The 23,263-nt window shown below is 62.0% G+C and carries 23 protein-coding genes; 4 read left to right on the top strand and 19 right to left on the bottom strand.

The genetic code is table 11. The features are described from left to right. Positions 1-9 precede the first annotated feature (9 nt). Positions 10-1,371 carry an MFS transporter gene (locus ACIQAL_RS16225; protein WP_401147118.1) on the top strand — a complete coding sequence of 454 codons (1,362 nt, stop codon included), beginning with the start codon at positions 10-12 and terminating at the stop codon, positions 1,369-1,371. A gap of 15 nt (positions 1,372-1,386) precedes the next feature. Here the strand turns inward: ACIQAL_RS16225 and ACIQAL_RS16220 are convergent, their stop codons facing one another. Then, a complete protein-coding gene (locus ACIQAL_RS16220) occupies positions 1,387-2,061 on the bottom strand; it encodes an alpha/beta fold hydrolase (protein WP_401147115.1) in 675 nt (224 codons plus the stop codon). Positions 2,062-2,167: 106 nt separating this feature from the next. Between ACIQAL_RS16220 and ACIQAL_RS16215 the strand changes: the two genes are divergently transcribed. Both ACIQAL_RS16215 and ACIQAL_RS16210 read left to right on the top strand, forming a co-directional pair. Beyond that, the gene (locus ACIQAL_RS16215) at positions 2,168-3,076 is read left to right on the top strand and encodes an amidohydrolase family protein (RefSeq protein WP_401147113.1); all 909 of its coding nucleotides are present in this window, start codon (positions 2,168-2,170) and stop codon (positions 3,074-3,076) included. Positions 3,077-3,142: 66 nt separating this feature from the next. Then, positions 3,143-4,372, top strand: a complete 1,230-nt coding sequence (locus ACIQAL_RS16210) for an MFS transporter (protein WP_401147110.1) — start codon at positions 3,143-3,145, stop codon at positions 4,370-4,372. Here ACIQAL_RS16210 and ACIQAL_RS16205 read toward each other — a convergent pair. From ACIQAL_RS16205 to ACIQAL_RS16150, 12 genes are all read right to left on the bottom strand, one after another. After that, complete coding sequence (locus ACIQAL_RS16205) at positions 4,369-5,250, bottom strand: NAD(P)-dependent oxidoreductase (RefSeq protein ID WP_401147107.1); 882 nt, start codon at positions 5,248-5,250, stop codon at positions 4,369-4,371. The genes ACIQAL_RS16210 and ACIQAL_RS16205 overlap by 4 nt on opposite strands. Positions 5,251-5,267: 17 nt before the next feature. Continuing rightward, positions 5,268-6,608 carry an MmgE/PrpD family protein gene (locus ACIQAL_RS16200; RefSeq protein ID WP_401147105.1) on the bottom strand — a complete coding sequence of 447 codons (1,341 nt, stop codon included), beginning with the start codon at positions 6,606-6,608 and terminating at the stop codon, positions 5,268-5,270. A gap of 38 nt (positions 6,609-6,646) precedes the next feature. Beyond that, entirely contained in the window at positions 6,647-7,414 is a 768-nt protein-coding gene (locus ACIQAL_RS16195; protein WP_401147103.1) for an SDR family oxidoreductase, read from the bottom strand. After that, complete coding sequence (locus tag ACIQAL_RS16190) at positions 7,411-8,250, bottom strand: N-acyl homoserine lactonase family protein (RefSeq protein ID WP_401147100.1); 840 nt, start codon at positions 8,248-8,250, stop codon at positions 7,411-7,413. The genes ACIQAL_RS16195 and ACIQAL_RS16190 overlap by 4 nt, the downstream gene beginning before the upstream one ends. A 27-nt stretch (positions 8,251-8,277) precedes the next feature. Next, positions 8,278-9,669 (bottom strand): MFS transporter, encoded by a 1,392-nt coding sequence (locus ACIQAL_RS16185; RefSeq protein WP_401147097.1) that lies wholly within the window; start codon positions 9,667-9,669, stop codon positions 8,278-8,280. Positions 9,670-9,716: 47 nt separating this feature from the next. Continuing rightward, positions 9,717-10,481, bottom strand: a complete 765-nt coding sequence (locus ACIQAL_RS16180; RefSeq protein ID WP_401147095.1) for a carboxymuconolactone decarboxylase family protein — start codon at positions 10,479-10,481, stop codon at positions 9,717-9,719. A 148-nt stretch (positions 10,482-10,629) separates the two neighbouring features. Beyond that, complete coding sequence (locus ACIQAL_RS16175) at positions 10,630-11,019, bottom strand: cupin domain-containing protein (protein ID WP_401147092.1); 390 nt, start codon at positions 11,017-11,019, stop codon at positions 10,630-10,632. Next, a complete protein-coding gene (locus tag ACIQAL_RS16170; RefSeq protein WP_401147090.1) occupies positions 11,016-11,936 on the bottom strand; it encodes an NAD(P)-dependent oxidoreductase in 921 nt (306 codons plus the stop codon). The genes ACIQAL_RS16175 and ACIQAL_RS16170 overlap by 4 nt, the downstream gene beginning before the upstream one ends. Before the next feature lie 33 nt (positions 11,937-11,969). Next, entirely contained in the window at positions 11,970-13,310 is a 1,341-nt protein-coding gene (locus ACIQAL_RS16165; RefSeq protein WP_401147088.1) for an MFS transporter, read from the bottom strand. A gap of 55 nt (positions 13,311-13,365) precedes the next feature. Beyond that, positions 13,366-13,761, bottom strand: a complete 396-nt coding sequence (locus tag ACIQAL_RS16160; protein WP_401147085.1) for a carboxymuconolactone decarboxylase family protein — start codon at positions 13,759-13,761, stop codon at positions 13,366-13,368. A gap of 93 nt (positions 13,762-13,854) precedes the next feature. Then, entirely contained in the window at positions 13,855-15,282 is a 1,428-nt protein-coding gene (locus tag ACIQAL_RS16155; RefSeq protein WP_401147083.1) for an aldehyde dehydrogenase family protein, read from the bottom strand. A 14-nt stretch (positions 15,283-15,296) separates the two neighbouring features. Beyond that, the gene (locus ACIQAL_RS16150; RefSeq protein WP_401147080.1) at positions 15,297-16,178 is read right to left on the bottom strand and encodes an NAD(P)-dependent oxidoreductase; all 882 of its coding nucleotides are present in this window, start codon (positions 16,176-16,178) and stop codon (positions 15,297-15,299) included. Between the two features lie 195 nt (positions 16,179-16,373). Between ACIQAL_RS16150 and ACIQAL_RS16145 the strand changes: the two genes are divergently transcribed. Next, a complete protein-coding gene (locus ACIQAL_RS16145) occupies positions 16,374-16,700 on the top strand; it encodes an NIPSNAP family protein (protein WP_401147079.1) in 327 nt (108 codons plus the stop codon). Between the two features lie 578 nt (positions 16,701-17,278). Here ACIQAL_RS16145 and ACIQAL_RS16140 read toward each other — a convergent pair. From ACIQAL_RS16140 to ACIQAL_RS16115, 6 genes are all read right to left on the bottom strand, one after another. After that, positions 17,279-17,959: a GntR family transcriptional regulator gene (locus ACIQAL_RS16140; RefSeq protein WP_401147076.1), complete on the bottom strand. Its 681-nt coding sequence runs from the start codon at positions 17,957-17,959 to the stop codon at positions 17,279-17,281. 160 nt (positions 17,960-18,119) lie between these two features. Beyond that, entirely contained in the window at positions 18,120-19,730 is a 1,611-nt protein-coding gene (locus ACIQAL_RS16135; RefSeq protein WP_401147073.1) for a gamma-glutamyltransferase family protein, read from the bottom strand. A gap of 48 nt (positions 19,731-19,778) precedes the next feature. After that, positions 19,779-20,558, bottom strand: coding sequence for an amino acid ABC transporter ATP-binding protein (locus ACIQAL_RS16130; protein WP_341957552.1), 780 nt, complete (start codon positions 20,556-20,558; stop codon positions 19,779-19,781). 1 nt (position 20,559) lies between these two features. Beyond that, on the bottom strand, positions 20,560-21,327 hold the full coding sequence (locus tag ACIQAL_RS16125; RefSeq protein ID WP_401147070.1) for an amino acid ABC transporter permease: 768 nt from the start codon (positions 21,325-21,327) through the stop codon (positions 20,560-20,562). A gap of 24 nt (positions 21,328-21,351) precedes the next feature. Further along, entirely contained in the window at positions 21,352-22,158 is an 807-nt protein-coding gene (locus ACIQAL_RS16120) for an ABC transporter substrate-binding protein (protein WP_401147067.1), read from the bottom strand. A 106-nt stretch (positions 22,159-22,264) separates the two neighbouring features. Then, positions 22,265-22,939: a GntR family transcriptional regulator gene (locus tag ACIQAL_RS16115; protein WP_401147064.1), complete on the bottom strand. Its 675-nt coding sequence runs from the start codon at positions 22,937-22,939 to the stop codon at positions 22,265-22,267. Positions 22,940-23,263 lie beyond the last annotated feature (324 nt).

Below are 23,263 nucleotides of genomic sequence, written 5' to 3'. Positions count from 1 at the left end.
ACCGTCGTCATGACCGCTCGCCCTACCCGAATCAGGTACCTGATTCTGTTGATGCTGTTTATCGTCACCACGCTGAACTACGCCGACCGCGCCACACTGTCGATTGTCGGGTCCACGTTGCAAAAGGACCTGGGCCTGACCCCGGTGCAGATGGGCTTTATCTTCTCGGCATTCGCCTGGGCCTACGTCATCGGGCAGATTCCCGGTGGCTGGCTGCTGGATCGCTTTGGCTCCAAACGGGTGTACGCCTGGAGCATCTTTCTGTGGTCGGTGTTTACCTTGATGCAAGGCTTCGTCGGCTTTCTCAGCGTGGGCGCCATCGTCGTGGCGCTGTTCATCCTGCGCTTCATCGTCGGGCTCGCGGAGTCGCCGTCGTTCCCCGGCAACAGCCGAATCGCGGCGGCGTGGTTTCCGACCGCAGAGCGCGGCACGGCGGCCGGGATCTTCACTTCCGCACAGTATTTTGCGACCGTGCTGTTCGCTCCGCTGATGGGCTGGATTACCTTCCACTACGGCTGGCATTACGTGTTCGTGGTGATGGGCGGCCTGGGCATGCTGATGGCGGCGATCTGGTTGAAGACCATTCATGCGCCTCGCCAGCACCCCGACGTGAATGAAGCCGAACTGCAGCACATTGCCAGCGGCGGCGGCCTGATCGAGATGGACCAGATCGGCGTCAAGAACGAGTTCACCCGCCCCCGCTGGACCCACTTCAAGCAACTGCTGACCAATCGCATGATGCTGGGCGTATTCATCGGCCAATACTGCATCAATACGCTCTCGTATTTCTTCCTGACCTGGTTCCCGGTGTACCTGGTGCAGGAGCGCGGGATGTCGATTCTCAAGGCCGGGCTGATCGCTTCGATTCCCGCCGTCTGCGGATTTCTCGGGGGCGTGCTGGGCGGGATCATTTCCGACGCCATGCTGCGCCGGAACTATTCCCTCACGGTCTCGCGCAAAGCGCCACTGGTGCTGGGCATGCTGATGTCCACCAGCATGATCGCCTGTAACTACATCGACGCCGAATGGCTGGTGGTGGCGGTGATGGCTATCGCGTATTTCGGCAAGGGTTTCGGCGCCGTGGGCTGGGCCGTGGTCGCCGACACCGCGCCCAAGCAGATCGCCGGGTTGTGTGGCGGGATGTTCAACGGCTTCGGCAACACCGCCGGCATCACCACGCCGATTGTGATCGGTTTCATTTTGCAGGCCACCGGTTCGTTCGAATGGGCGTTGATTTTCGTGGCGGCAAACGCCTTGCTGGCGATGTTCTGTTACCTGGTGATCGTCGGCAAAATCGAACGCATGTCACTCAAGGACGAGCCTGACGTCATCGCCATGCAATCGACATCGGCGGCACAGCGCACGCCGTGAGCGCGTCCACGGCGCCTACCCCAAGACACGGAGAAAGGACTGGATATGCTCGCTCACCTGTTCAGTATGTTGCGTCAACAGGCTATGACCGCCGCCCTCGATCGCCGTCAGCCGGGCGCCGGGCATGCCATGTGCCAGTTCATGGGCATGCTCCAGCGGGCAATCCTGATCGTCACTGCCGTGAATGATCAGGGTCGGCAGGTCGATACCGGGCAGCATCGAGCGTTGGTCGGTGTGCCGGATCGATTGCCAGGTCCAGGCCACCGCGTCGTGGTCGGCGCCCCCTTTGATGGAGAGCCGACGTTCGCGCTCGGCAATCTCATCGAGCAGCGCGGGGCCGTCACTGCGAAACCAGTTGACCCGTGCCAGGCAAGGGGTGGCGGAAATCAGAATCAGCGCCCGGGGGCGTCGTGCACGGGGGTCGCTCAAGTACTCCAGCGCCACCGAGGCGCCCATGCTCCAGCCCGCGAGGATAAAAGGTCCGGCTTCGCCCAGTTGATCGGCGGCCGCACGCGCATCGTCGACGAAACCCTGCAACCGGTAGTCGTCGGCATGGGTACCGCGAAACGCTTCGCCACGTCCACGCAGGTTGGGCGCGACGACTTCGCAGGCGCCGTCGAGGCTGCGCGCCACCCCCAGCCAGCCTTGCCGCGAACCCTGAATACCGTGCAACGCCAGCAGTTGAATCATCTGAAACTCCGATAGAGGTTTGCGTCAAGATGCCCACGCCCATCATGGGGAAACCCATTGCAGATTATCAATGATGCAGTCGATAAACAGTCCGAGGACCCGTCTCATGTCTGATCATCGCGCGCCTGCCCAATCCACGGCGCTGTGCCTTGCGCCGTTTGAAACCTCGCAAGTCAGCACCTTCAGCGTGCCTCCCGGCGCCTGCGACACCCACGCCCATGTGGTCAGCGCCTCCAGCGAGTTTCCGTTCGCGGCAGGTCGCAGCTACACCCCGCCCCCCGCGCCGGAAGCGGAGTACCTGGCGATGCTCGACCGCATGGGCATGAGTCGCGGCGTGCTGGTTCAAATCAGCGTCTACGGCACCGACAACCGCTACATGCTCGACGTGCTTGAGCGCCATCCCGAGCGCTTGCGAGGCGTGGCGGTCGTCGATGCGGAAATCGAGGACGCCGAACTGCTGCGCATGCACCGCCTGGGTGTGCGCGGTGTACGTCTGAACGTGCTGTTTGGGGGCGGCGTCGGCTTCGACAGCATGGAGCGACTGGCCGCACGGATTGCGCCACTGGGGTGGCACATGCAGTTTCTGATGGACGTGCGTGATCTGCCTGACCTGATGCCCCGCATGAAAACGCTTCCCTGCCCGGTGGTGATCGATCACATGGGTCACATGCCCGTGGCCGACGGTCTTTCGGCACCCGGTTTCAAAGCGTTGCAGCAGATGATCGGCGATCAGGGCTGGTGGACCAAGCTGTCAGGGGCCTATCGCATCAGCGACCGGCCCGATGGCTACCCCGACGTCACCCCTTGGGCCCGCGAGCTGTTCAAGACGGCACCGGAACGCATGTTTTGGGGCAGCGACTGGCCCCATGTCGCGATTGATCCCATGGTCGACACCGGGCTGATGCGCAATTTGCTCGCCGAATGGCTGCCGGACGACGCGCATCGCCGTCGAGTCCTGGTCGACAACCCTGCTCGACTCTACGGCTTCCCGAGTGACATCACCCCTGACCACTGAGCCCTGTGCCCGCTGCTGGCGCAACGGCTTGGCATGACAACCACCGATTTCAGGATAAAAACAACAATGAAATGGTACCGAGAGCTCGACACGAATGGGCGCCGCACGTTCCTCGCTGCATTTGGCGGCTGGACCCTGGATGCGCTGGATTTCATGGTGTTCACCTTCGTCATCTCGACGTTGATGCACCTGTGGGATATCGACAAAGGCCAGGCCGGCATGCTCGGCACCGTGACCCTCTTGTCTTCGGCGGTCGGTGGCTGGCTTGCCGGCATCCTCGCCGACCGGTATGGCCGCGTGCGCATTTTGCAAGTGACGATCCTGTGGTTTTCGCTGTGTACCGTGGCCATAGGGTTTAGCCAGAGCTTCGAGCAACTGTTCGTGCTGCGAGCGCTTCAAGGCCTCGGTTTCGGTGGCGAATGGGCGGTGGGGTCGGTATTGATGGGAGAAATCGTTCGCTCCGACATCCGCGCCAAAGCGGTGGGCACCGTGCAGAGCGGTTGGGCGGTCGGCTGGGGCATCGCGGCGCTGGCCTACACGCTGGCGTTCTCGCTGCTGCCCGAAGAATGGGCGTGGCGCAGCCTGTTCTGGGTGGGGGTGCTGCCCGCGTTGCTGGTGCTGTTCATCCGTAAAAACGTCAAGGAACCGCAAGTGTTCCTCGATACCCGAAAACGTCAGGCCGAAGGCGAAGCGCGGCGTTCGTTCTGGGCCATTTTCTCGCCGGGGCTGGTGGGCACGACGTTGCTCGCAGCCTTGCTGTGCACCGGGATTCAGGGCGGGTATTACGCAATCACCACCTGGCTGCCAACGTTCCTCAAAGTCGAGCGCGGCCTTTCAGTAATCGGGACCGGCGGCTATTTACTGGTGATCATCAGCGGTTCGTTTTGTGGCTATCTGTGTGGGGCCTACCTCGGCGACCGGCTGGGTCGGCGCGGCAACCTGATCCTGTTTTCGATCCTTTCCGGGATCACCATTTACGCCTACACGCAGATGCATCTGACCAACAATCAGATCCTGTTTCTGGGCTTCCCCCTCGGTCTGGCGGCTTCCGGCATTTTCGGCGGGCTGGGGGCCATGCTCACCGAACTGTTCCCGTCCGCCTTGCGCGCCAATGGCCAGGCCTTCACCTATAACTTCGGGCGTGGCATCGGCGCGCTGTTTCCAACCCTGGTGGGCTACCTCAGCGCCAAGACCTCGTTGGGGCTGGCCATCGGCATGTTCGCTGGCGGCGCTTACTGCGTGGTGCTGATCAGCGCGCTGCTGTTGCCGGAAACCAAGGGACGAACGCTGGACTAGCGGTTCGACCAGCCTTCCACGGTGCGCACCAGATCGGTCAGGTCTCGGTGTCCGCCGTCCTGTTGCGCGGCGACGTTCCACAGTTGCCGCGCCGCGTTCCCCAGCCACATCGGCACGCCCAGCGCCTGGCATTCTTCAACAGCCAACCCGACGTCTTTGCAGACGCTGGAAATCGGGAAGCCAAAATCGAAGGTGCCCGGCAAGACGTGCTTGGGAAATTTGTCCATCGTCGCGCCGTTCTTGCCGCTGCCCGCGTTGATCACCGCCATCATGACCTCAGGGTCCAGGCCGCCTTTCACGCCCGCGACGAAGGCCTCGCTGGTGATCGCGAACGCGGTGGTCGAGAGCATGTTGTTGAGCAGCTTGAGCAGTTGGCCCTGCCCCGGTTGCTCGCCAACGATGAACACTTTGCCGAAGGCATCGAACAGCGGGCGCACGCGCTCCACCGCTGCCGGTTTGCCCGCGACCATCAGCGCCAGTGTGCCTTTCTTCGCCCCGGCAGCGCCGCCACTCACGGGCGCGTCCACGGTATCGATGCCCTTCGCGGCGAGCCCTTCGGCGACTTCCTGTTCCGCACGGGAACCGACGGTAGACAGGTCCACCAGAATGCGCACGGAAGTCCCTTCGATAATCCCGTCAGCGCCCAAAGCCACGGCCTTGAAAATCACCGGGCTTGGCAGGCTGGTGAAAATGATTTCGGCGCTGTCCGCCACCTCCCGCACACTGCCCGCGACCTTCGCGCCCAAGGCCCCCAGTTCATCCAGCGCGCCCTGATCCTTGTCGTAAATCACCAGCGAACGGCCCTGTTCCAGCAGCCGCCGCGCCATGGGCCGTCCCATGACGCCTACGCCGATGAAGCCCAGCAATTGATTGCTCATAAGTGTTTTCCTGTCTGTCAGAGACTGGCCAGGCGCATCAGCGCGCCAGCGTCGGTTGCCTGTTCCAGCGCCCAGAGCGCATCGATCAGCGGTTGCGGTTCGCATCCGGACCGGCCGTAATCGGAGAGGTCGCGGAGTTTGTCTTCGAGAAAATGATCGCTGAGGGGCGCGTCGAGGCTGCCGAGGGAAACGTCGACGGTTCGCGTGAGGACCGAACCAGAATTGAACGTGATCCGCACTTGCGCAGATTCCACCGAGTAGTCAGCGTCATCGACGAAATGCACACGTTCATACAACCCCCGCAGCCGTTGATCACTCACCGCTGCGTCACTGAATTCCGCCAGGCCGGCCATGCCCGTCGCGAGGCTGACCGCCACGGCGTGTTGCGCGCTGACTTGGGATTGCCGGCCGAAGCGAATGTCAGGCCGATCGGTGCGTTGACGCAATAACGGATGCCCGGTGAGTTCGATGCGCTGAATGTCGTCCAGCCCCCACGTGCGATCCCGCGCCAGTTCGAGGCACGCCTGAATCACCGGGTTAAGCACCACCCCGCAGGGATAGGGTTTGTAAGTGTTCGCCATCAAGGCCCAGCGCTCGCCCAGCCCAACGCTGACTTCGTCGAAACGCGGCTGTTCACCGAACACCTTCAAGAAACCGCGCTCACCTTCCAGTGGCTGGTCTGGCCCGACGAACCCGTCCTGTGCCAGCAATGCCGAGAGCAGGCCATTGCGCGCGGCATTGCCGACGCCCATGCTCTTCGCCGCGCTGCCGAGGGTTTCCACCAGCCCGCTGGCTTGTGCGCTGGCATTGCCAAATGCGCCGACCAATTGCCCGGCGTCGAGGCCGAGCACCTTGCCGATGGCCGCCGCCGCACCGAACACCCCGCAGGTCGAAGTGATGTGCCAGCCGCGCCGGTAGTGTTCGGGGGAAATCGCCATGGCGATCCGGCACTCGACTTCCACGCCCAACACGAACGCCAGCAATAGCTGTTCGCCGCTCACAGGCTGCGTTTCCGCCAGCGCGAACAACGCGGCGGCCACCGGTGCCGTCGGGTGCAGGATCGTCGGAATGTGCGTGTCGTCGTAGTCGAAGACATTGGCGCTCATGGCATTCAGCGACGCCGCGTTGAGCATGTCCATGACTTCCGCACGACCGATGATGTGGGCCGCGCCGCCTGCGTTGAAGCGCGCGAACAGCGTCGCCGCTTTCGCCACGTCCGGGTCGCTGCAACCGGCCAGCGACACCGCGAAATAATTCACCAATGCGCGATGGGCTTCGTGACGCACGTGGGCGGGAATGTCCGACCAGGTGGTGCGTTCGATGAAATGAGCGAGTTCTAGGCTGAGGCTTTGAGTCATGGGCAGTTCCGTTTTCCAAGGGTCATGTTCAGCATCGCTCACCCCGCCATCCACCCGTCATCCACCGGCAATGTCGCGCCGGTGATCGACCCTGCCGATTCGCTGCACAGGTAGACGATCAAATCCGCCACGTGGCTGGCCTCGACAAAGCGCCCTGTGGCCTGTTTGCCCTGCAGAAACTCTACGGTAGCGGTCTGGCGGTCGAGCTGTTTTTCGGCCATCAGCGCGGTCAGTCGGCTGTCGATGTTCGGCGTCATCACCGAGCCGGGGCACACGGCGTTGCACGTGATGCCCTGCCCCAGGGTTTCCACCGCCACGGCGCGGGTCAGGCCCAGCAGCGCGGTCTTGGTGGTCACGTAATCGATGCGGTTGGCGATGGCCCGCGAGCCATAGGCGGACGACAGGTTAAAGATGCGCCCCCATTGCCGTTCACGCATGCCCGGCAACACCCGCTGAATCGCCAGAAAGGCCGCCGTGACGTTTACCGCCATTGCCTGATCCCACCTCGCCAGCGGGAAGTCTTCGAGCGGCGCGAAATGCCGGATCACCGCGTTGTTGACCAGCACATCGATCGGCCCCGCCGCTGCGATCAGCGCTTCGACGCCTTCAGGTGTGGACAGGTCAGCGCGCACGTAACGCACTTGCACATCGTGAGTGCGTATCAGTTCTTCGCAGGTGCCGCGTACCTCATCGGGCATGGCCAAACCGTGCAGCACAACGTGGTAACCCGCTGCGGCCAGCCCGGTGCCCATCGCCAGCCCCAGGCCATCGGACGACCCGGTCACCAGTGCCGTGCGCCCTTTCATACCCCGGCTCCGTGGGCGTCGATGCGCACCGCGAACGACGGATCGCTCGGATCGACCGGCGCGAAGCGGTTCATCACGTCCGGGTCATGGCCGGGAATCACCACCGCGCCGGGGCGTTGCAGCCATTCGCGAATGCGCTCGTAGCCCTGATACATGTCGGCCAGGCTGTCGAGCACGGCGAAGGGCCGGTCCTGCTCCAGTTCGTCGTAATAGTGAATGGCATCCGATGCGAGGATCACCGGGCCTTCGGGCATTTCCACCACCACCGCCATCTGCCCTGGCGTGTGGCCGCCGAGTTCGTACAGCTCGATGCCGGGGATGAGCGTGTTCTGTTTTTCGTCGAGCAAAGTAATGCGGCCTTCACGGTGCAGCGCCTGAATGCGTTCGATATCCAACGGGTCGATGTGGTGACCGTATTGCGGGCGCTTGCCCATGTCGGTGCCCCAGAAGTCGAACTCCTTGCGCGACATGACGATCTTCGCGTTAGGGTACAGACCCAAGTTCCCGGCGTGGTCGTAGTGGGCGTGGGTCAACACCAGCAACTTGACCTCTTTAGGGTCGATGCCCAGGCGGGCCAGCGCATCGGCAGGCGCCACCACCGGTTGGCGTTTGCGTGCGGTTGCGGCCTCCGGGCTGAAACCGGTGTCGATGACGATGGTTTGCTCGGCGTTGCGAAAGATCCAGAAAAAATAATCCATGGTGATTTCCGCGTCCGGTTCCCGGTAGGCGCGGAAATTGTAATAGCACTCGCTTTTGGTGGTCTGCCGGGTGCCATAACGCACCACGATCACTTCGGGGTCGGTCCAGTTCGGTCTGACGGTCGAGGGTGTGTTCATGGGAAAAACTCCAGATAGGGTCGGTCTTCAGGTCTTGATTTCGTGAGGCTTTTCTTGCCCCGCCGCCACCACCGATAGCGGCGCCACGGCGATGTCTTCCAGCGATCGGTTCTTGGTTTCCGGGCCGATCGAGCCGACGATGATGGCTTGCAACAGCAGCGTGCCGACGATCAGCGAGATCACGCCGACGATGCCGAAACCCGCGAACACCGACGCGATGGCATAGGGCACGAGGATGTTCACGCCGCGCCCGATGGCGTTGCACAACCCGGCACCGCGCAGGCGCAATTCGGTCGGGAACAGCTCAGGCACATAACTCGCCACGCTCAACGACGACAGCACGTAGATGCACGCGGTGATCGCGAAGCCGGCGGCGATGATCGCGGTTTCGGTCTCGGCGAAGGGGTAGCTCACGCCAAAACCGATGCCCACCAGCGAGAACAGCACGATGCCCCATTTGCGTCCTAATCGTTCCGCCAAGGCGAAGGCAATCAACGACCCCAACGGTCCTCCAGCGAACATCAGGGTGGTCAGCCCCAGGGAGTTGGAGACGCTATGGCCCTGCTGCACCAGAAAGGTCGGAATCCAGCTGACGAAAGCGTAGTTAACGGTGAACAACGCCACCAGCACGGTGATGCCGGTGATGGTGCGGGTCAGCAGGCGGCGGGAAAACAGGTCGCGAATCCGGGCAGGCGGTGTGTCGTCGCGCGCCGTGATCGTCACCGGCACGGCACTGCCAGGCTCGACGCCGCAGCGGCTTTCGATGTTCGCCACGATCTTCTCGGCCTCTTCCTGACGCCCTTGGGACGCCAACCAGCGTGGCGATTCCGGCATGTTCTTCCGAAGGAACCAGACGATCAGCGCGCCCACGCCCGCAATGGCAAACATCCAGCGCCAGCCGAAGCGCGGGATGATCAGCCAGCCGAGGAAGGCCGCGAGAAACAGCGAGGTGTTGATGATCAGGTTGAGGATGGTGCCGAAGCGCCCGCGCCAGGCGGCGGGGATGAATTCGCTCAACGTGCCATAGCCGACCACGATCTCGGCGCCCATGCCGACGCCCATCACCAAGCGGAAGAAGATCAGCCAGTACATGTTGGGGGACAGCGCGGCGGCAATCGACGCGAAGCCGTAGATCCCGAGGTTGAACTGGTAGGTGAAGCGTCGTCCGTAGCGGTCGCCCAACACGCCGGACAGCCACGCGCCAGACATCATGCCGATGAAGGTCACCGAGACGAATGTCGCGTTCAGTGCCAGTGTGGATTCATGGCTGTTGATCAACGCGGCGAGTACCGACCCGGCGATGTAAATGTCAAAGGAGTCGAAAAACATCCCGGCGGCGATCAGGCCGAGCAGACGGTAGTGAAAACCCGACAGCGATAACCGGTCCAGGCGCGCGCCAATGCTGGCTGCTGCGTTCATGTGTGTTCCTCATCGTTATTGTTATAGGAATCTTGGGCGTAGCGGCGTCATCGGGCGTCGCGAGCCCTCGCGTTGAGTGCCTGTTCCAGGATCGGCGCGGCCATTTGCGCGCCGTGGATGCCGATCACGCTGACGATCTCCAGCATTTCCATGATCTCTTCCTTGGTCGCGCCGTAACGCAGGGCATTGCGCATGTGCAGCTTGAGGCCCGGCACATAGAGGTGCGTGGCCGCAGCGTCGAACGCGCAATACATCAATTCCTTGACCTTGGGTTCCAGCACGCCGGTGCGCCACGGCACCGACGAAAATTCGACGTAGGTCTCGAACATCTCGGGGTCCAGCTCCAGCAGCCCTTCCCAGGACGGGTGCCAGTAGCCTCGGTTCTTGATGAAGCTGGCCTTGAGCGCCTCGCGCCGGGCGTCGAGGGGTTCAGGACCATTGCGCATGCCCTCTTCTTCCAGCACTTCCAGCAACACCGGAACGCCGACGTTGGACGCGTGAATGCCGACGGTGCTGATCAGCTCCAACACTTCGGTCAGTTCCTCGCGGGTGGCGCCGTGCTGGAGCGCCGCGTGAATGTGTTCCTGAATGCCGGGCTGAAACAGGTGCGTGGCGTTGGCACTGGCGACCAGCGCGATGAAGCACTTGACCTTGTTCGGCAGGTGATTGTTCTGCCACGGCACCGACGCAAAATTCGCATACGCCTCGACAAAACCGGGGTCCAGACGCAACAGACTGTCCCAGCCTTCATTCCATGCGCCATGTCGCGTAAATGCGGTTTTGGCCTGTTGTTGTTTTTCGGTGAGGCTCATGGTGTTCCTCGTGAACAGTGGGGAGCGTTACAGGACCTGTAGGAGCGAATTCATTCGCGATGGGGCCGCATGATCGATACACATGCGGCGCCTGAAACATTGCATCGCGAATGAATTCGCTCCCACAGGGAATTACCGCCCTTTGGGATCAATCCGCAGACCGCAAATAATCCTCATCTGCCACCGCTTCCTGCCACACGGTCTTGCCGATGGAGGTGGCGGTGTGGACCATGAAGTTCTTGGTATTGGCGCCGTGCCAATGCCGTTCGTTCGGGCCGATCCACACCGTGTCGCCCTGACGGATCGGCTGTGGGTCGCTGCCTTCCAGACAAATCCAGCCACTGCCCGACGTCACGTACAGCACCTGTCCGACCTCATGGTGATGCCAGAACGTGCGGGCACCGGGGTTGAACGACACGTTGTTGATGGTCACGCCATCGGTGGTCGGCATCACCGGGTCGGCCCAGACCACGCCAGTGAACGTCGCGCCACGTTGTTCTGAAATCGCGCCTTCGACGGCGCCGTGAAAAACCTTCATGCCTTCTCTCCTCTCTTGCCTTTGGCCGATTCGTGCAGACGTACCCCACCGGACATGTCGCCGATGGCGTCCACCACTCGGTTGCTGATCAGGTCGCCGTAACCCAGCGCCGTTTGCAGGCCGAAACTGGCCAGCGGCCCCGACGCATTGAGGGACGCGACGCCCAGTTCACGAACGCGGTCGAGGTACAGCACCACGTCCTTGCTCATCAATTTGCCGGTCAGGCCGCCTTCCAGATAATTGCCGTCGACGATGTGCGGGAAACGGTTCTGCGTGGCGAAGTTCACCCCGCTGCTGCTGTTCAACACGTCCAGCAGACGATGCAGATCGAGGCCCGCTTTCTTGCCCGCCACCATCACCTCGGCGGTGGCCGCAAGGCTGACCGCGTTGAGGAAGTTGTTCAGCAGTTTGGTGGTGTGCCCGGCGCCGCTCTCGCCCATCAGAAACACCTTGCTGGCGATGGGTTCGAACACCCAGGCCAGGGCGTCCACCGTCGCGGCATCGCCCCCGACCATCAGGGTCAGCGCGCCCTTTTCCGCCGCCGCCGCGCCGCCGGAAATCCCGGCATCGACGTACTGCACGCCGCGCTCGGCAAACAGGCCATGCAGGCGAATGGTCGAACTCGCAGCCGCCGTGCTCAGATCAACGACAACCTGCCCTTCGCGGCAGTGCGCCAACAGACCGTTTGGCCCTTCGACGACCGCCTCCACCACTTTGCTGTCAGGCAACGACAGCAGCACCACGCCTGCTTCGGACGCCACGTCGGCGATGGACTTCGCCACCTGCGCTCCGGCTGCCTTGACCCGCTCGGCGTCAGTGTCGTAGCCGAGCACGTTCAACCCGGCGTTCACCAGGCAGCGCGTCATGCGCCCGCCCATGTTGCCCAAGCCAATGAAACCCACAGTTTTGCTCTTCACGACTGCTCTCCTCAGCCACGGGGGCTGTGAATCCTAGAAATCCACGTCTTTGGTTTCCGGCCCCATGTAGGCACCGATAGTGGCGATCACGCCGCCGATCACCAGCAACACGGCCGGGGTCACGGTGAACGGCATGAATTCGCCCAGCCACGCCATGTAAAAGGCGTAGAACGACGGGATGATCACCGACAGGCTGAAGCCGACACCGAAGCCGGTAGCGCGCACGTCGGTCACGAAACGCTCGTTGATGTAGGTCACGATCACGCCCCACGGCGCGGTCACCAGCACCGACAACACGCAGACCAGGGTGATGATCACCGGCAGGCTCAGGCCCGGGACGTTGGCCAGCACGTACATGATCGCGGCGCCGACGGTGGCGATGATCGGGCCCAGCACGACGAAGAAGCGCCGGCGGCCGATTTTCTGACCGATCATCCCCGAGGCGATGTAGCTGAAAAACAGGATCGAATAGGCGATCAGCAGCGTACCGGTCACCTCAAGCCCCGAGAGGTGCAAGGTGTTCCGCAGCAACCCGGTCGGCAGGAAGATGGTGATGATGTTTTGGGTCAGCCAGAAGCCGGTCATCATCAGCAGCACTTGCAACAGGTTGCGGCCGCTTTTTCCTCGGATCAGGTCAGTGAGCGGCAGCTTCTCGCGGGGTTTGTTGCCGGTTTCGCTTTCCCAGATTTCCGATTCCGACACGGCATACACGTAGTACAGCGCCAGCACACCGGCCAGTACCGCGCCAATCACGAACGGAATCCGCCAGCCCCATACCACGTACGGAGAACCGGGGCCGTCGAGGGGGAACAACATGAACATCAGCATCGCCACCAGGTTGATGCTGACGTAGGCCAGCGGGAAACCGGCGATGATCAAGCCGCCGACGAAGCCACGCTGGTGCTTCTTCGAATATTCGATGGCCAAGGGCATCGCACCGGTGTAGCCGCCACCGAGGAAAATCCCGTCGACGAAACGCAACAGCACCAGCAGCCAATACGAGGCGATGCCGATGGTCTCGTAGCCGGGCAGCAGGGCGATCAGCAACGTGACCACGCCGAAGCCGGACACCGAGTAGATCGAGGCCATGCGGCGACCGGTCTTGTCGGCGATCATGCCGAACAGCAAGGCGCCAATCGGACGGCCCAGCAACGTGGTGATGAACACCAGCGAGGCCAGAATCGCGGCCATGCCGGGCGACAGTTGCGCGGGTTGGAAGAAGAACAGCACCGGGGACAACACCACCACCGGCAAGTAAATGTCGAACATGTCGATGTATTCGGAGAAAAACGCGCCCTTGATGGCGTTCCTTCTCTTCTTCTCGATCGACTGTTCGGTTTCAGCCGCCGAGCTGGCTGGGGCGTATGTGCTCATGGCGTTTCCTTATAGTTATTGTGAGACGCATGCATTGAGGTGGAGGTTGGAGCATTCAGCTGGCAGCGGTTTCAGCCTCGTAGGCCTTGATCGCTTCGGACGCCACGCGGAAGGCCGCCAGGCCTAACGGCGCGCCGCAGTACACCGCCGCCTGCATCAGCACGGCGCGAATCTCGTCCTGGGTCACGCCATTGCGCAGCGCGCCGCGTACGTGAATGCCCAGTTCATGGTGCTGGCTCATGGCGGTGAGCATGGCGATGTTGATGATGCTGCGGGTCTTGAACGAGAGCGTCGGGTCGCCCCAGATCTCGCCCCAGCAGACTTCCGTGACCATCTTCTGCATCGGCCGGTTGAAGTCGTCGGCGGCGGCCCACGACTTTTCGACGTGGCGGTCGCCCAGCACTTCTTTGCGATTGTTGAAACCTTGGTTGAAGCGTTCGTTGTCACTCATGTTGTGATCACCTTATTCGTACGATCGACTGATTGTCATACAGTTGCAACGGGCAAATTTTTTTGAGCCTTGGGCCTGAATCGCCGAAGCGACTCAGCTGCCGTAGCCCACCAATGATTTGACTTCCAGGTACTCGCGCAAGCCGTACTCGCCCCACTCGCGGCCATTGCCGGAGCGCTTCACCCCGCCAAACGCCGCGGCGAAATCGGCAGGCGGGTAATTCAGGTGCACGCTGCCGGCCTGCAATTGACGGGCAACGCGGCGGGCGCGGTCCTGATCGCCGGATTGCACGTACGCTGCCAACCCATAGTGCGTGCCGTTGGCGATGGCAATCGCTTCGGCCTCGCTGTCGTAAGGGATCATCGACAGCACCGGCCCGAAGATTTCTTCCTGGGCGATGGTCATGTCCGATGCCACGTGGGCGAACACCGTGGGCCTGGCGTAGTAGCCTTTTTCGATACCGCTCGGCAGGCCAACGCCGCCGGTCACCAGCTGCGCGCCCTCGTCGATGCCGCTTTGAATCAACGTCTGCACCCGACGGAATTGCGCGCGATTGACCAGCGGGCCGAGTTGCGTGCTTTCGTCCGTCGTGGCGCCGACGTTGTAGCTTTCAGCGGCGGTTTTGGCGATCTGGATCGCGTCGTCCATCAGGCTGCGCGGAATCAGCATGCGCGTCGGGATCGAACAGGACTGGCCGCTGTTGGTGAAACACGCGGCGACACCGCGAGTCACGGCATCCTGCAGATTGACGTCGTCGAGCAGAATATTGGCCGATTTACCGCCCAATTCCTGCGCTACACGCTTCACGGTGTCAGCAGCGGATTTGGCCACCAGCACCCCGGCACGGGTCGAACCAGTGAACGACAGCATGTCGATGTCCGGGTGGGCCGACAGCGCCGCGCCGACACCCGGCCCGTCACCGTTGACCAGGTTGAACACCCCCGGTGGCACGCCCGCCTCGTCCAGCACTTCGGCGAACAGCAGGCTGCTCAACGGCGAGTATTCACTGGGCTTGAGCACCATGGTGCAGCCTGCCGCGAGGGCCGGACCGACCTTGACCACGATCTGGTTGATCGGCCAGTTCCACGGCGTGATCAGACCACACACGCCCACCGGTTCGTGACGGATCAGCGTGCTGCCCTGAGCCTCTTCGAACTGAAAGCGTTGCAGCACCTCGATAAGTTGATTCAGGTGCAGCCAACCGCGTGGCACCTGGAACTTGCGGGAAAACGTGATGGGCGAACCCATCTCGATGCGCATGGCCTGGGCGAATTCTTCCTGACGACGCTCATAGATCGACACGATGCGTTTCAGCAACGCGATGCGCTCGGCGACGGAGGTCTGGGCGTAGGCAGGCAATGCCTTGCGAGCAGCAACCACGGCCCGGTCAACGTCGGAGGCATCGCCCAGCGCCAGCCGCTCGACCACGGTTTCGGTGGCCGGGTCGATGACGTCGAACCATGAGGGCGACGCGGGTTCGACCCAGTGCCCATCGATGTAAAACTTGGCGGCATGTGACATGGAATCGGACTCCTTCACTCGCCTTCTTTGGCCAACATGCGGTACATCTCGGTGTGGTCGGTGGTCGGCGTGGCATCCTGCGCCACATCGTTCCAGACCTTGATCGCGCTCTGGCCGAAAATCATCGGATACTCCAGCGCATCCGACAGGCCCTTGGCGATCTTCAGGTCCTTGTTCATCAACTGCATGGAGAAGCCCGAACCGAAGGTGCCGCTGAGCATGAATTGCTTGGCCTTGTTCAGCGAGGTGTTGCTGCCGCCGCTGGACGCATTGAGCACATCGACCATGACGCCGGGGTCGATGCCGAAGCGTTTGGCAACGTGCAGCGCCTCGACCGTTGCCATCAGGCCCGCAGCCGAGACGAAATTGTTGAGTGCCTTGGCAGCGTGTCCCGATCCGGCGTCGCCGATGTGCAGAATGTTCTTGCCCATGGCGTCAAGCACCGGGCGGCACTGCTGCATCACCTCGGCATCACCGCCAACCAGAATCGCCAGGCTGCCGTCCACGGCACGTTTCACGCCGCCCGAAACGGGGGCATCGAGGTATTGAAGGTTGAGGGTCTTGAGTGTCTGGCCAAGATCACGGGAACGGGCAGGCTCCGAAGAGCTCATGTCGATCACCACGGCCTGTGGCGCCAGCGACGCCGCCCACCCGCCTTCGCCGAGCAACACGTTCTCGACAATGGTCGAGTTCGGCAGCATGGTGATGAGGATGTCGAGGGACTTGGCGTTTTCGGGGGTCAGCGCGCTGGCGCTGAGGGTCGCCTGCACGTCACGCAGGCGACCGGCATCGGCGTCTGCGAGGAACAGTTGAAAGCCGGCTTTGGCCAGGCAGGCGGTCATGGGCGTGCCCATCATGCCCAGTCCGATAAAGCCGATACGTTGGGGTTGCGTCATGTTCGTGCCCTTTGATTTTTATGTTCTTGTCAATTCGGGTCGCGGCGGTGTCTGCAATGTTCTGCATGACATTGGCCAGCAGGTGAGATAAAACTATAGGACTGTCATACAATCGGTCAATAGGCTAATTTACAGTTTCTTACCAGCGGCACCTGCTTTCAATCTTTGTCAGCAGCACTTAACAGGAGAAGAAGAATGATCGTTGAATTGCGCACTTATCACTGTGCTCCCGGCCGTTTGCCTGCGTTGCATGACCGGTTTACCAGCATTACGTTGGGTTTTTTCGATAAGTACGGGATCAAGCAGGTCGGGTTCTGGACGAATCTGTCGGGGCCGACGAATCAGTCGCTGACGTATTTGTTGCAGTGGGAGAGCCTGGCGGAGCGTGAGACGAAGTGGAATGCGTTTCAGGCGGATCCGGAGTGGGTGGAGAAGCGCAATGCGACGGAAGCGCATAAGATTATTGTGGAGCGGGTTGAGGTGCAGTTTATGACGCCTACTGCGTATTCGGCGTTGCGGTAGGTTTGCTGCTAGGGGCAGAGATGCTTCGGCCTGCCGGTTGCGGGAATATTCATTGCTGCGGTAACGGCTGCTTAGGGTTCCGCCCTTACGGCGGGTCACTTTTGGCAAGAGCGCCCCAAAAGTAACCAAAAACGCTTTGCTCCTGGTTTGGCCCTCGTTCCTCAGGTTCCCTCACTCCGGCGACGCTCCGTGGGCCCGCCGCGAAGGGCCATCCATGGCCCAGCGCGGCTCTCGCGGCATCCATGCCGCTCGACCCACTCCGCGCCGCCTGCGTTCGGCCTGCACCCAAGTCGCGTTCTGCGGCGTCTGATCCATCGTGCTTGAAGAGCAACGGCATCTGGCTGGAGCTAAAGCTCTTCGCGATGTGAGGGCATGTGCAAGGCTTCATTCTGTGCACGGGTCTTAAACTGTGGGAGCGAATTCATTCGCGAAGGCGGTACAGGCGACACATCTCCATCGCCAGAACCCTCTTTCGCGAATAAATTCGCTCCCACAGTAGATTTTCAGTGAACACCTAAACCGCGCACGCCGCAGGGTTCGTGAGAAAAGGGCAGCCCGGAGGTCCGGGTGTTGGCAAGTTATTGCACCGCGTGCACCCCTGTCGCCGCCAGCAGTTCAAGCACGTTTTTGGAGGCGTTTTCGACGTGGAGCAGTGCGGCGGCGCAGGCGCCTTCTTCGTCGCGCAGTTGGATGTTGCGGACGATTTCCTTGAGTTCGGCGAGGGTGTGGGGCATGCGGCCTTCGCGGCCCAAAGACAGTGCGCGCAGGAGGCTGACGCGGTTGTTGAGTTGTTCGAGCATGCCGCCGACGACGCGACTTTGTTCGATTTCGAGGAGGACGTGGTAGAAGCGGCGTTTGATGTCCAGCAACGCCGTGCCGTCGACGCTGGTGGTGCGGGACTGTTCAGCGAATTCGTCGAAGACTTCGCTCAGTTCGCCGACGTCTTCGTCGGTGGCGTAACGCACGAAGTTGCGCACGGCGAGGACTTCCAGCGCGCCACGTACGTCGTAGATCTGTACGGCGTCCTTGGCATCCACCGACGCCACGTAGGCGCCGCGATGGGGCACTTGTTCCACCAGCCCTTCCGCCTCCAGTTGCCGCAATGCTTCACGCAACGAGGTGCGGCTGACGTCCAGCGCGGTGTACAGCTGTTGTTCCACCAGACGATCCCCAGGCTTGAACCGCCCCGAGATGATTTCATTGCGCAGTGCATCCTGCACTTGATGCCGCAAGGACGACGCCTGACGTAGTACTTTCATGCTGTATTCCTGAAGACCTGTGAATGCCACGGTGGCGGCCTTCCGTTTGCGGGAAGACCACGATTGAATCCGGGGCCGATCCTCATGATCCGGCCCCTTGAAAGCAATCGTATTGTATTACAGGACTTTTCGGAAAATTAAAATCAGCAGATCGTCTGGTTTACCACGCCACGATGGTGGAGTCGGCCCTGGGCTCGGTGCCGCCGCATAACACGCCTGTGTCCGGATCACGCACGATGATCTGCCCGCGACCGAATTCCGTGGAGTCGTAGGCGATGCTGATGTCGTGGCCCTGTCGCGCCAGTCCCGCTGCCAACGCTTTTGACGCGCCTTGTTCGATGCCGACTTTCATCCCGCCCAGCCACTGCCAGCGCGGTGCGTCGAGGGCCGCTTGGGGGTTGAGGCCGAAATCCACCAGGTTCATGACCATCTGCACATGCCCTTGAGGCTGCATGTAGCCGCCCATCACGCCAAACGGCCCCACCGCCTGGCCGCCCTTGGTGATAAACCCCGGAATGATCGTGTGAAAGGTTTTCTTGCCAGGGACCAGACAATTGGCGTGCGCGGGATCGAGGCTGAATTCTTGCCCCCGGTTCTGCAACGCCAGCCCGCTGTCGGGCAGCACCACGCCGGAGCCGAAGCCGTGGTAGTTGCTCTGGATGAACGACACCATGTTGCCCTCGGCGTCGGCGGTGGCCAGGTAGACCGTGCCGCTGGCGTGGGGATCGCCCGGTGTGGGCGCCTGGGCGTGTTCGGCGATCAACGCCCGGCGTGCATCGCTGTAACGGTCGCTGAGCAGATCCTCGACCGCGACGCGCATGTGCAGCGGGTCGGTGATGTGGTGCAGGCCGTCGCTGTAGGCCAGCTTCATGGCTTCCAGCTGACGGTGCCAGGTCTGCTGGCTGTCGCGATGGTCGAAATTGAAGCCTTCGAGGATCTTCAGCGTCATCAGCGCCACGAGGCCCTGGCCGCTAGGCGGGATTTCCCAGACGTCGTAGCCCCGATAATTGACGCTGATCGGATCGACCCACTGCGGGCGAAACGCGGCAAGGTCTTCAGCGCGCAAATAGCCGCCCGTTGCCCGGGAATGAGCGTCGATGCGCTGCGCCAGCGCGCCGCGATACAGGCTCTCGCATTGGGTGTTGGCCAGTTCTTCGAGGGTGCGCGCCTGAGCCGGGTTGCGAAACAGTTCTCCGGCGTTCGGCACCCGGCCGTCGATCAGAAAGGTGTCGAACCAGTTTTCCAGCACCGCGTCCCGATGGGGACTGAATTCGTCGAACGCTTTTTGCCATTGATGGGCGACCACGGGTGACAGCGGAAAACCGTCCCGGGCCAGGCTGATGGCCGGTTGCAGCAGATCAACGAACGGCAATTTGCCAAACCGTCGAGACAGTTCAGCCCAGGCCGAGGGGCAGCCGGGCACGGTGACGGGCGTCCAGCCGTACAAGGGCATCTCGGTGTGGCCGGCCGCTTTCACGGCCTCGATGCTCAATGCCGCCGGGGCGTGACCGTTGGCGTTCAGACCGTGCAGCTGGCCTTGGGTCCAGACCAACGCAAACGCGTCACCGCCGATGCCGCAGCCGGTGGGTTCGACGACGGTCAGGGCCGCGGCCGTGGCAATCGCGGCATCGATGGCGTTGCCGCCTTTTTGCAGCATTTCCATCCCCGCCTGAGCGGCCAGCGGTTGCGACGCGGCGATCATGCCTCGGCGGGCAAAAACGCTCTGGCGTTGAGACGGATACGGATAGTCGTGGGCAGAAAAATTCAACATGTCGAAGGCTCTGTCAATGCGGGATTCGTGGACCAGACCGGCTGGGCCTCAGAGGACGCGGCTGAGAAACGCCTGGGTACGGGGGTGATTCGGACGGCTGAAAATCTGTTCCGGGGGGCCCTGTTCGATCAGTTCGCCCTGGTCCAGCACCACCACGCGGTCGGCGACCTCTCGGGCAAAGCCCATTTCATGAGTCACCACGACCATGGTCATGCCGTCTTCGGCGAGCTCTTTCATCACCTGAAGCACCTCGCCGACGGTTTCCGGGTCAAGGGCGCTGGTGGGCTCGTCGAACAGCATGGCTTTGGGTTTCATCGCCAGCGCGCGGGCGATCGCCACCCGCTGTTGCTGCCCGCCGGACAGCATTGAGGGATAGTGGGCGGCCTTGTCCGCCAGACCGACCCGTGCCAGCAGCTCTCTTCCCTGATTCAACGCAGCCGCTTTTGGGACGCCGAGCACGTGGATCGGCGCCTCGATGATGTTCTCCAACGCGGTCATGTGGGCGAACAGGTTGAAGCGCTGGAACACCATGCCGATGTCGCGACGCTGGCGGGCGATGTGCCGCTCGGACTCACGCACCAGACTGCCGTCGGCCCGCTCGCGATAGCCCATGGCCTGGCCGTTGACCCGGATGCGTCCGGACTGAATGTCTTCCAGCAAATTGATGCAGCGAATGAAGGTGGTCTTGCCTGACCCCGAAGCGCCAATCAGCACCACCACTTCGCCTCGCCGCACTTGCAGTGAGATGCCCTTGAGAATTTCCAGGTCGCCGAAGGACTTGTGAATGTCCAGCGCCTCGATGATCAGTTCGTCACTTTGATGCGCCATCTCAACGCCCCCTCAGCAATTTCATTGCGCTGCGACCGAACATGCGTTTCGCCGCAGGTGGCTGTTGGTCCGACTGGCCGAAGCGCTGTTCCAGCCAGCGCTGGAAGAAGCCCCACAGTGTGGTCAGCATCAGGAAGTAGATCGCCACCACCAGGTACAGCTCGAACACGCGGAACGTCGCGGAGGTCACCATTTGCGTGCTCAGCAGCAGTTCCTGCACACCGATGACGCTGACCAGCGTGGTGTTTTTCAGCATCACGTTGAACTCGTTGCCGAGCGGCGGAACGATGACCCGAAACGCCTGGGGCAATACGATGCGGCGCATCAGCTTGCCGAACGTCATGCCCAGCGAACGCCCGGCTTCGTACTGACCTCTGTCCACCGCGCCGATCCCGGCACGAATGATCTCGGCCATGTACGCGCCTTCGTTCAGCCCCAGCGCGATGATCGCCGCCTGAATGTTGCCCGGCACGATGAACCAGCCAAGGTCGATGTCTTCGAAGCGGAAAATCCCGCCCGCCGCCAGCGCGGTGTAGAGAAAGACGATTTGCACCAACAGCGGCGTGCCGCGCATCAGCCACACGTAAAAACGCACCGGCAGGTTCAACAGCGGGTTCTTCGACAGGCGCATCAACGCTGCGATCAGGCCCAGCGTGCAACCCAGCAGCATCGCCAGCACACTGATCAGGCAGGTCAGCCACAACCCGGTGACGTAGACACCACTGGGTTGCAGGAGGTATTGCCAGAACACATCCCAATTGAAATTCATCGGTCTATCCCGTTCGGCGCTGACTCAGTCGAGCTTGTCGCTTTCGACATGCCATTTGGCGAGCAACTGGGTGTAGCTGCCGTCGCTGCGCATGTCGCTGATCACCTGCTGCACAGCGGTGGTCAGTTGCGCGTCGTCCTTGCGGATGCCCAACCCGGTGAGGATGCGGCTGAACGCGGGCACGCCTTCCTGGAACAGGTCCGGCGCCATGTTGGCGTAGTAGCCGGCGGTTTCCACGGTGGTGCCGTACGCGTCGACCTGGTTGATGCGCAGCGCCTGGAACGCGTCGGTGTCGGTGTTGTAGACCACCAGTTTCAGCGGCGGCTTGCCGGCTCTGGTCAGGGTTTCGTTCTGTGCGTCGAGCAGGATCTTGATCGTCGAGCCGTTGAGCACCGCGACCTTGTGCCCGGACAAGTCATCCAGCGACTTGATGCCCTTGGGGTTGCCTTTGGGCACCACCACCGACTGGCTGGAATACATGTAGTTGACGATGTTGATCACTTCGCGACGTTCGGGTTTGTCGAACAACTGATCGACGATCATGTCGCACTGCTGCGCCAGCAACGCGGGCACCAGCCCGGAGAACGGAATCACCCGCCACTCCACCTTCTTGCCTCCCAGCCGCTTGGCGATCTCGACACCGAGGTCGATGGTCAGGCCCACCGGCTTCTGCGCGGCGTCGAACGACACCAGCGGCGGTGAGTCCATGCCCGAGCAATAGGTGACCTTGTCGACCTTCTGCAAACGGTCGGGCACGGTCGGCGCGGCGAACACCTGCGATGCGCAGAGACTCAGGGAAATGGCGGCGGCCAATGTGGCGGGTGTGTGCATGACGGAAGCTCCGGTTTCGGTAAGAAAGTAAGGGCAGTTCTGAACGTCACAGCGGTACGGCGTTACAGCGGCGGGCTGACTGCCCGCTCTGGTTCTTTGGGGAAAACTAGGGGTGTTTTTGTTGCTCCAGAAAGGCAATCAGGCTAGGCACCGTGCCTTCGATGTGGTCGCGCAGGACCCGCTCGGCGTGATTGGCGTCGCCAGCGCGCACGGCATCGAGAATCACTGCGTGTTCATCGCGCGCGCTGAGGGGCTTTTCGCCGTGCTCCAGCCAGACCCGCATGTGCGGCTCGATGACCGTGTACAGCGCGGAAATCTGCCGCATCAGCCGCGAGCGCTCGCTGAGGCTGCACAGGTATTCGTGAAATGCGCGGTGACGGCTGACCCACTCCGAACTGTCGTCGCGGTAGTCGTCCATGTCGTCGAGCAGGCGCTCCAGATGGGTGAGGTGGCGCTCGGTGATTTTGGGCACCGCCACGCGGATCGCCAGGCCCTCCAGCGCGCTGCGCATTTCGAAGACTTCGCGCATTTCGTCGATGTTCAGGCCGCTGACGACGGCACCGCGGTTGGGCCGCAACGTGACCAGTCCCTCGGCCGCCAGACGCCTGAACGCTTCGCGCACCGGCATCCGGCTCATGCCGATCTCCCCCGCAATGTCTTCGGCGATCAGCCGTTCACCCATGCGGTAAGTGCCCTTGCAGATGGCGTCGAGCAGAAAGGCGTACGCCTCCTCTTCGGCGGTCACGGGTTGACGTTCGGTGTAACGCGGCACGGGGCGCATGAAGTGACCTCTTTGAATTATTGTATCCAATGATCCACGGATGCATAAAAGCAAAAGCGGTGCCAGCGGGTGCAGAGCGACGCTAACTGTATGAACGTTATGGGAAACGCGCGGAACTGAGTGTCAAAGGGGCAGTATGGGACTGCTACTTAATGCACCAAGAATGGGTAGATACCGCACGATGATCGTGCGTTCGGGAACGTGAGTCGAGCCGCAATGGAGGCGAGCGTCACAATGAGGACCTAGGTGCAGGGCGAGCGCTTTTGATTCTGGCCGGAGGCCGTGGGAGCGTTGCTTGCTCGCGATCGGCCCGGGGTCGCGCCC

This window comes from Pseudomonas sp. NPDC088368 (assembly GCF_044753445.1).
GTDB lineage: Bacteria > Pseudomonadota > Gammaproteobacteria > Pseudomonadales > Pseudomonadaceae > Aquipseudomonas > Aquipseudomonas bambusae.
This window is presented reverse-complemented; position numbering and strand designations above follow the sequence as displayed.

Coding starts and splice junctions, on each gene's coding strand:
- ACIQAL_RS16185 (WP_401147097.1), bottom strand. CDS start 9,669: ATGAACGCAGCAGCCAGCATTGGCGCGCGCCTGGACCGGTTATCGCTG.
- ACIQAL_RS16120 (WP_401147067.1), bottom strand. CDS start 22,158: ATGCACACACCCGCCACATTGGCCGCCGCCATTTCCCTGAGTCTCTGC.
- ACIQAL_RS16215 (WP_401147113.1), top strand. CDS start 2,168: ATGTCTGATCATCGCGCGCCTGCCCAATCCACGGCGCTGTGCCTTGCG.
- ACIQAL_RS16180 (WP_401147095.1), bottom strand. CDS start 10,481: ATGAGCCTCACCGAAAAACAACAACAGGCCAAAACCGCATTTACGCGA.
- ACIQAL_RS16160 (WP_401147085.1), bottom strand. CDS start 13,761: ATGAGTGACAACGAACGCTTCAACCAAGGTTTCAACAATCGCAAAGAA.
- ACIQAL_RS16195 (WP_401147103.1), bottom strand. CDS start 7,414: ATGAAAGGGCGCACGGCACTGGTGACCGGGTCGTCCGATGGCCTGGGG.
- ACIQAL_RS16155 (WP_401147083.1), bottom strand. CDS start 15,282: ATGTCACATGCCGCCAAGTTTTACATCGATGGGCACTGGGTCGAACCC.
- ACIQAL_RS16205 (WP_401147107.1), bottom strand. CDS start 5,250: ATGAGCAATCAATTGCTGGGCTTCATCGGCGTAGGCGTCATGGGACGG.
- ACIQAL_RS16165 (WP_401147088.1), bottom strand. CDS start 13,310: ATGAGCACATACGCCCCAGCCAGCTCGGCGGCTGAAACCGAACAGTCG.
- ACIQAL_RS16220 (WP_401147115.1), bottom strand. CDS start 2,061: ATGATTCAACTGCTGGCGTTGCACGGTATTCAGGGTTCGCGGCAAGGC.
- ACIQAL_RS16210 (WP_401147110.1), top strand. CDS start 3,143: ATGAAATGGTACCGAGAGCTCGACACGAATGGGCGCCGCACGTTCCTC.
- ACIQAL_RS16175 (WP_401147092.1), bottom strand. CDS start 11,019: ATGAAGGTTTTTCACGGCGCCGTCGAAGGCGCGATTTCAGAACAACGT.
- ACIQAL_RS16190 (WP_401147100.1), bottom strand. CDS start 8,250: ATGAACACACCCTCGACCGTCAGACCGAACTGGACCGACCCCGAAGTG.
- ACIQAL_RS16115 (WP_401147064.1), bottom strand. CDS start 22,939: ATGCGCCCCGTGCCGCGTTACACCGAACGTCAACCCGTGACCGCCGAA.
- ACIQAL_RS16145 (WP_401147079.1), top strand. CDS start 16,374: ATGATCGTTGAATTGCGCACTTATCACTGTGCTCCCGGCCGTTTGCCT.
- ACIQAL_RS16125 (WP_401147070.1), bottom strand. CDS start 21,327: ATGAATTTCAATTGGGATGTGTTCTGGCAATACCTCCTGCAACCCAGT.
- ACIQAL_RS16130 (WP_341957552.1), bottom strand. CDS start 20,558: ATGGCGCATCAAAGTGACGAACTGATCATCGAGGCGCTGGACATTCAC.
- ACIQAL_RS16135 (WP_401147073.1), bottom strand. CDS start 19,730: ATGTTGAATTTTTCTGCCCACGACTATCCGTATCCGTCTCAACGCCAG.
- ACIQAL_RS16150 (WP_401147080.1), bottom strand. CDS start 16,178: ATGACGCAACCCCAACGTATCGGCTTTATCGGACTGGGCATGATGGGC.
- ACIQAL_RS16225 (WP_401147118.1), top strand. CDS start 10: ATGACCGCTCGCCCTACCCGAATCAGGTACCTGATTCTGTTGATGCTG.
- ACIQAL_RS16140 (WP_401147076.1), bottom strand. CDS start 17,959: ATGAAAGTACTACGTCAGGCGTCGTCCTTGCGGCATCAAGTGCAGGAT.
- ACIQAL_RS16200 (WP_401147105.1), bottom strand. CDS start 6,608: ATGACTCAAAGCCTCAGCCTAGAACTCGCTCATTTCATCGAACGCACC.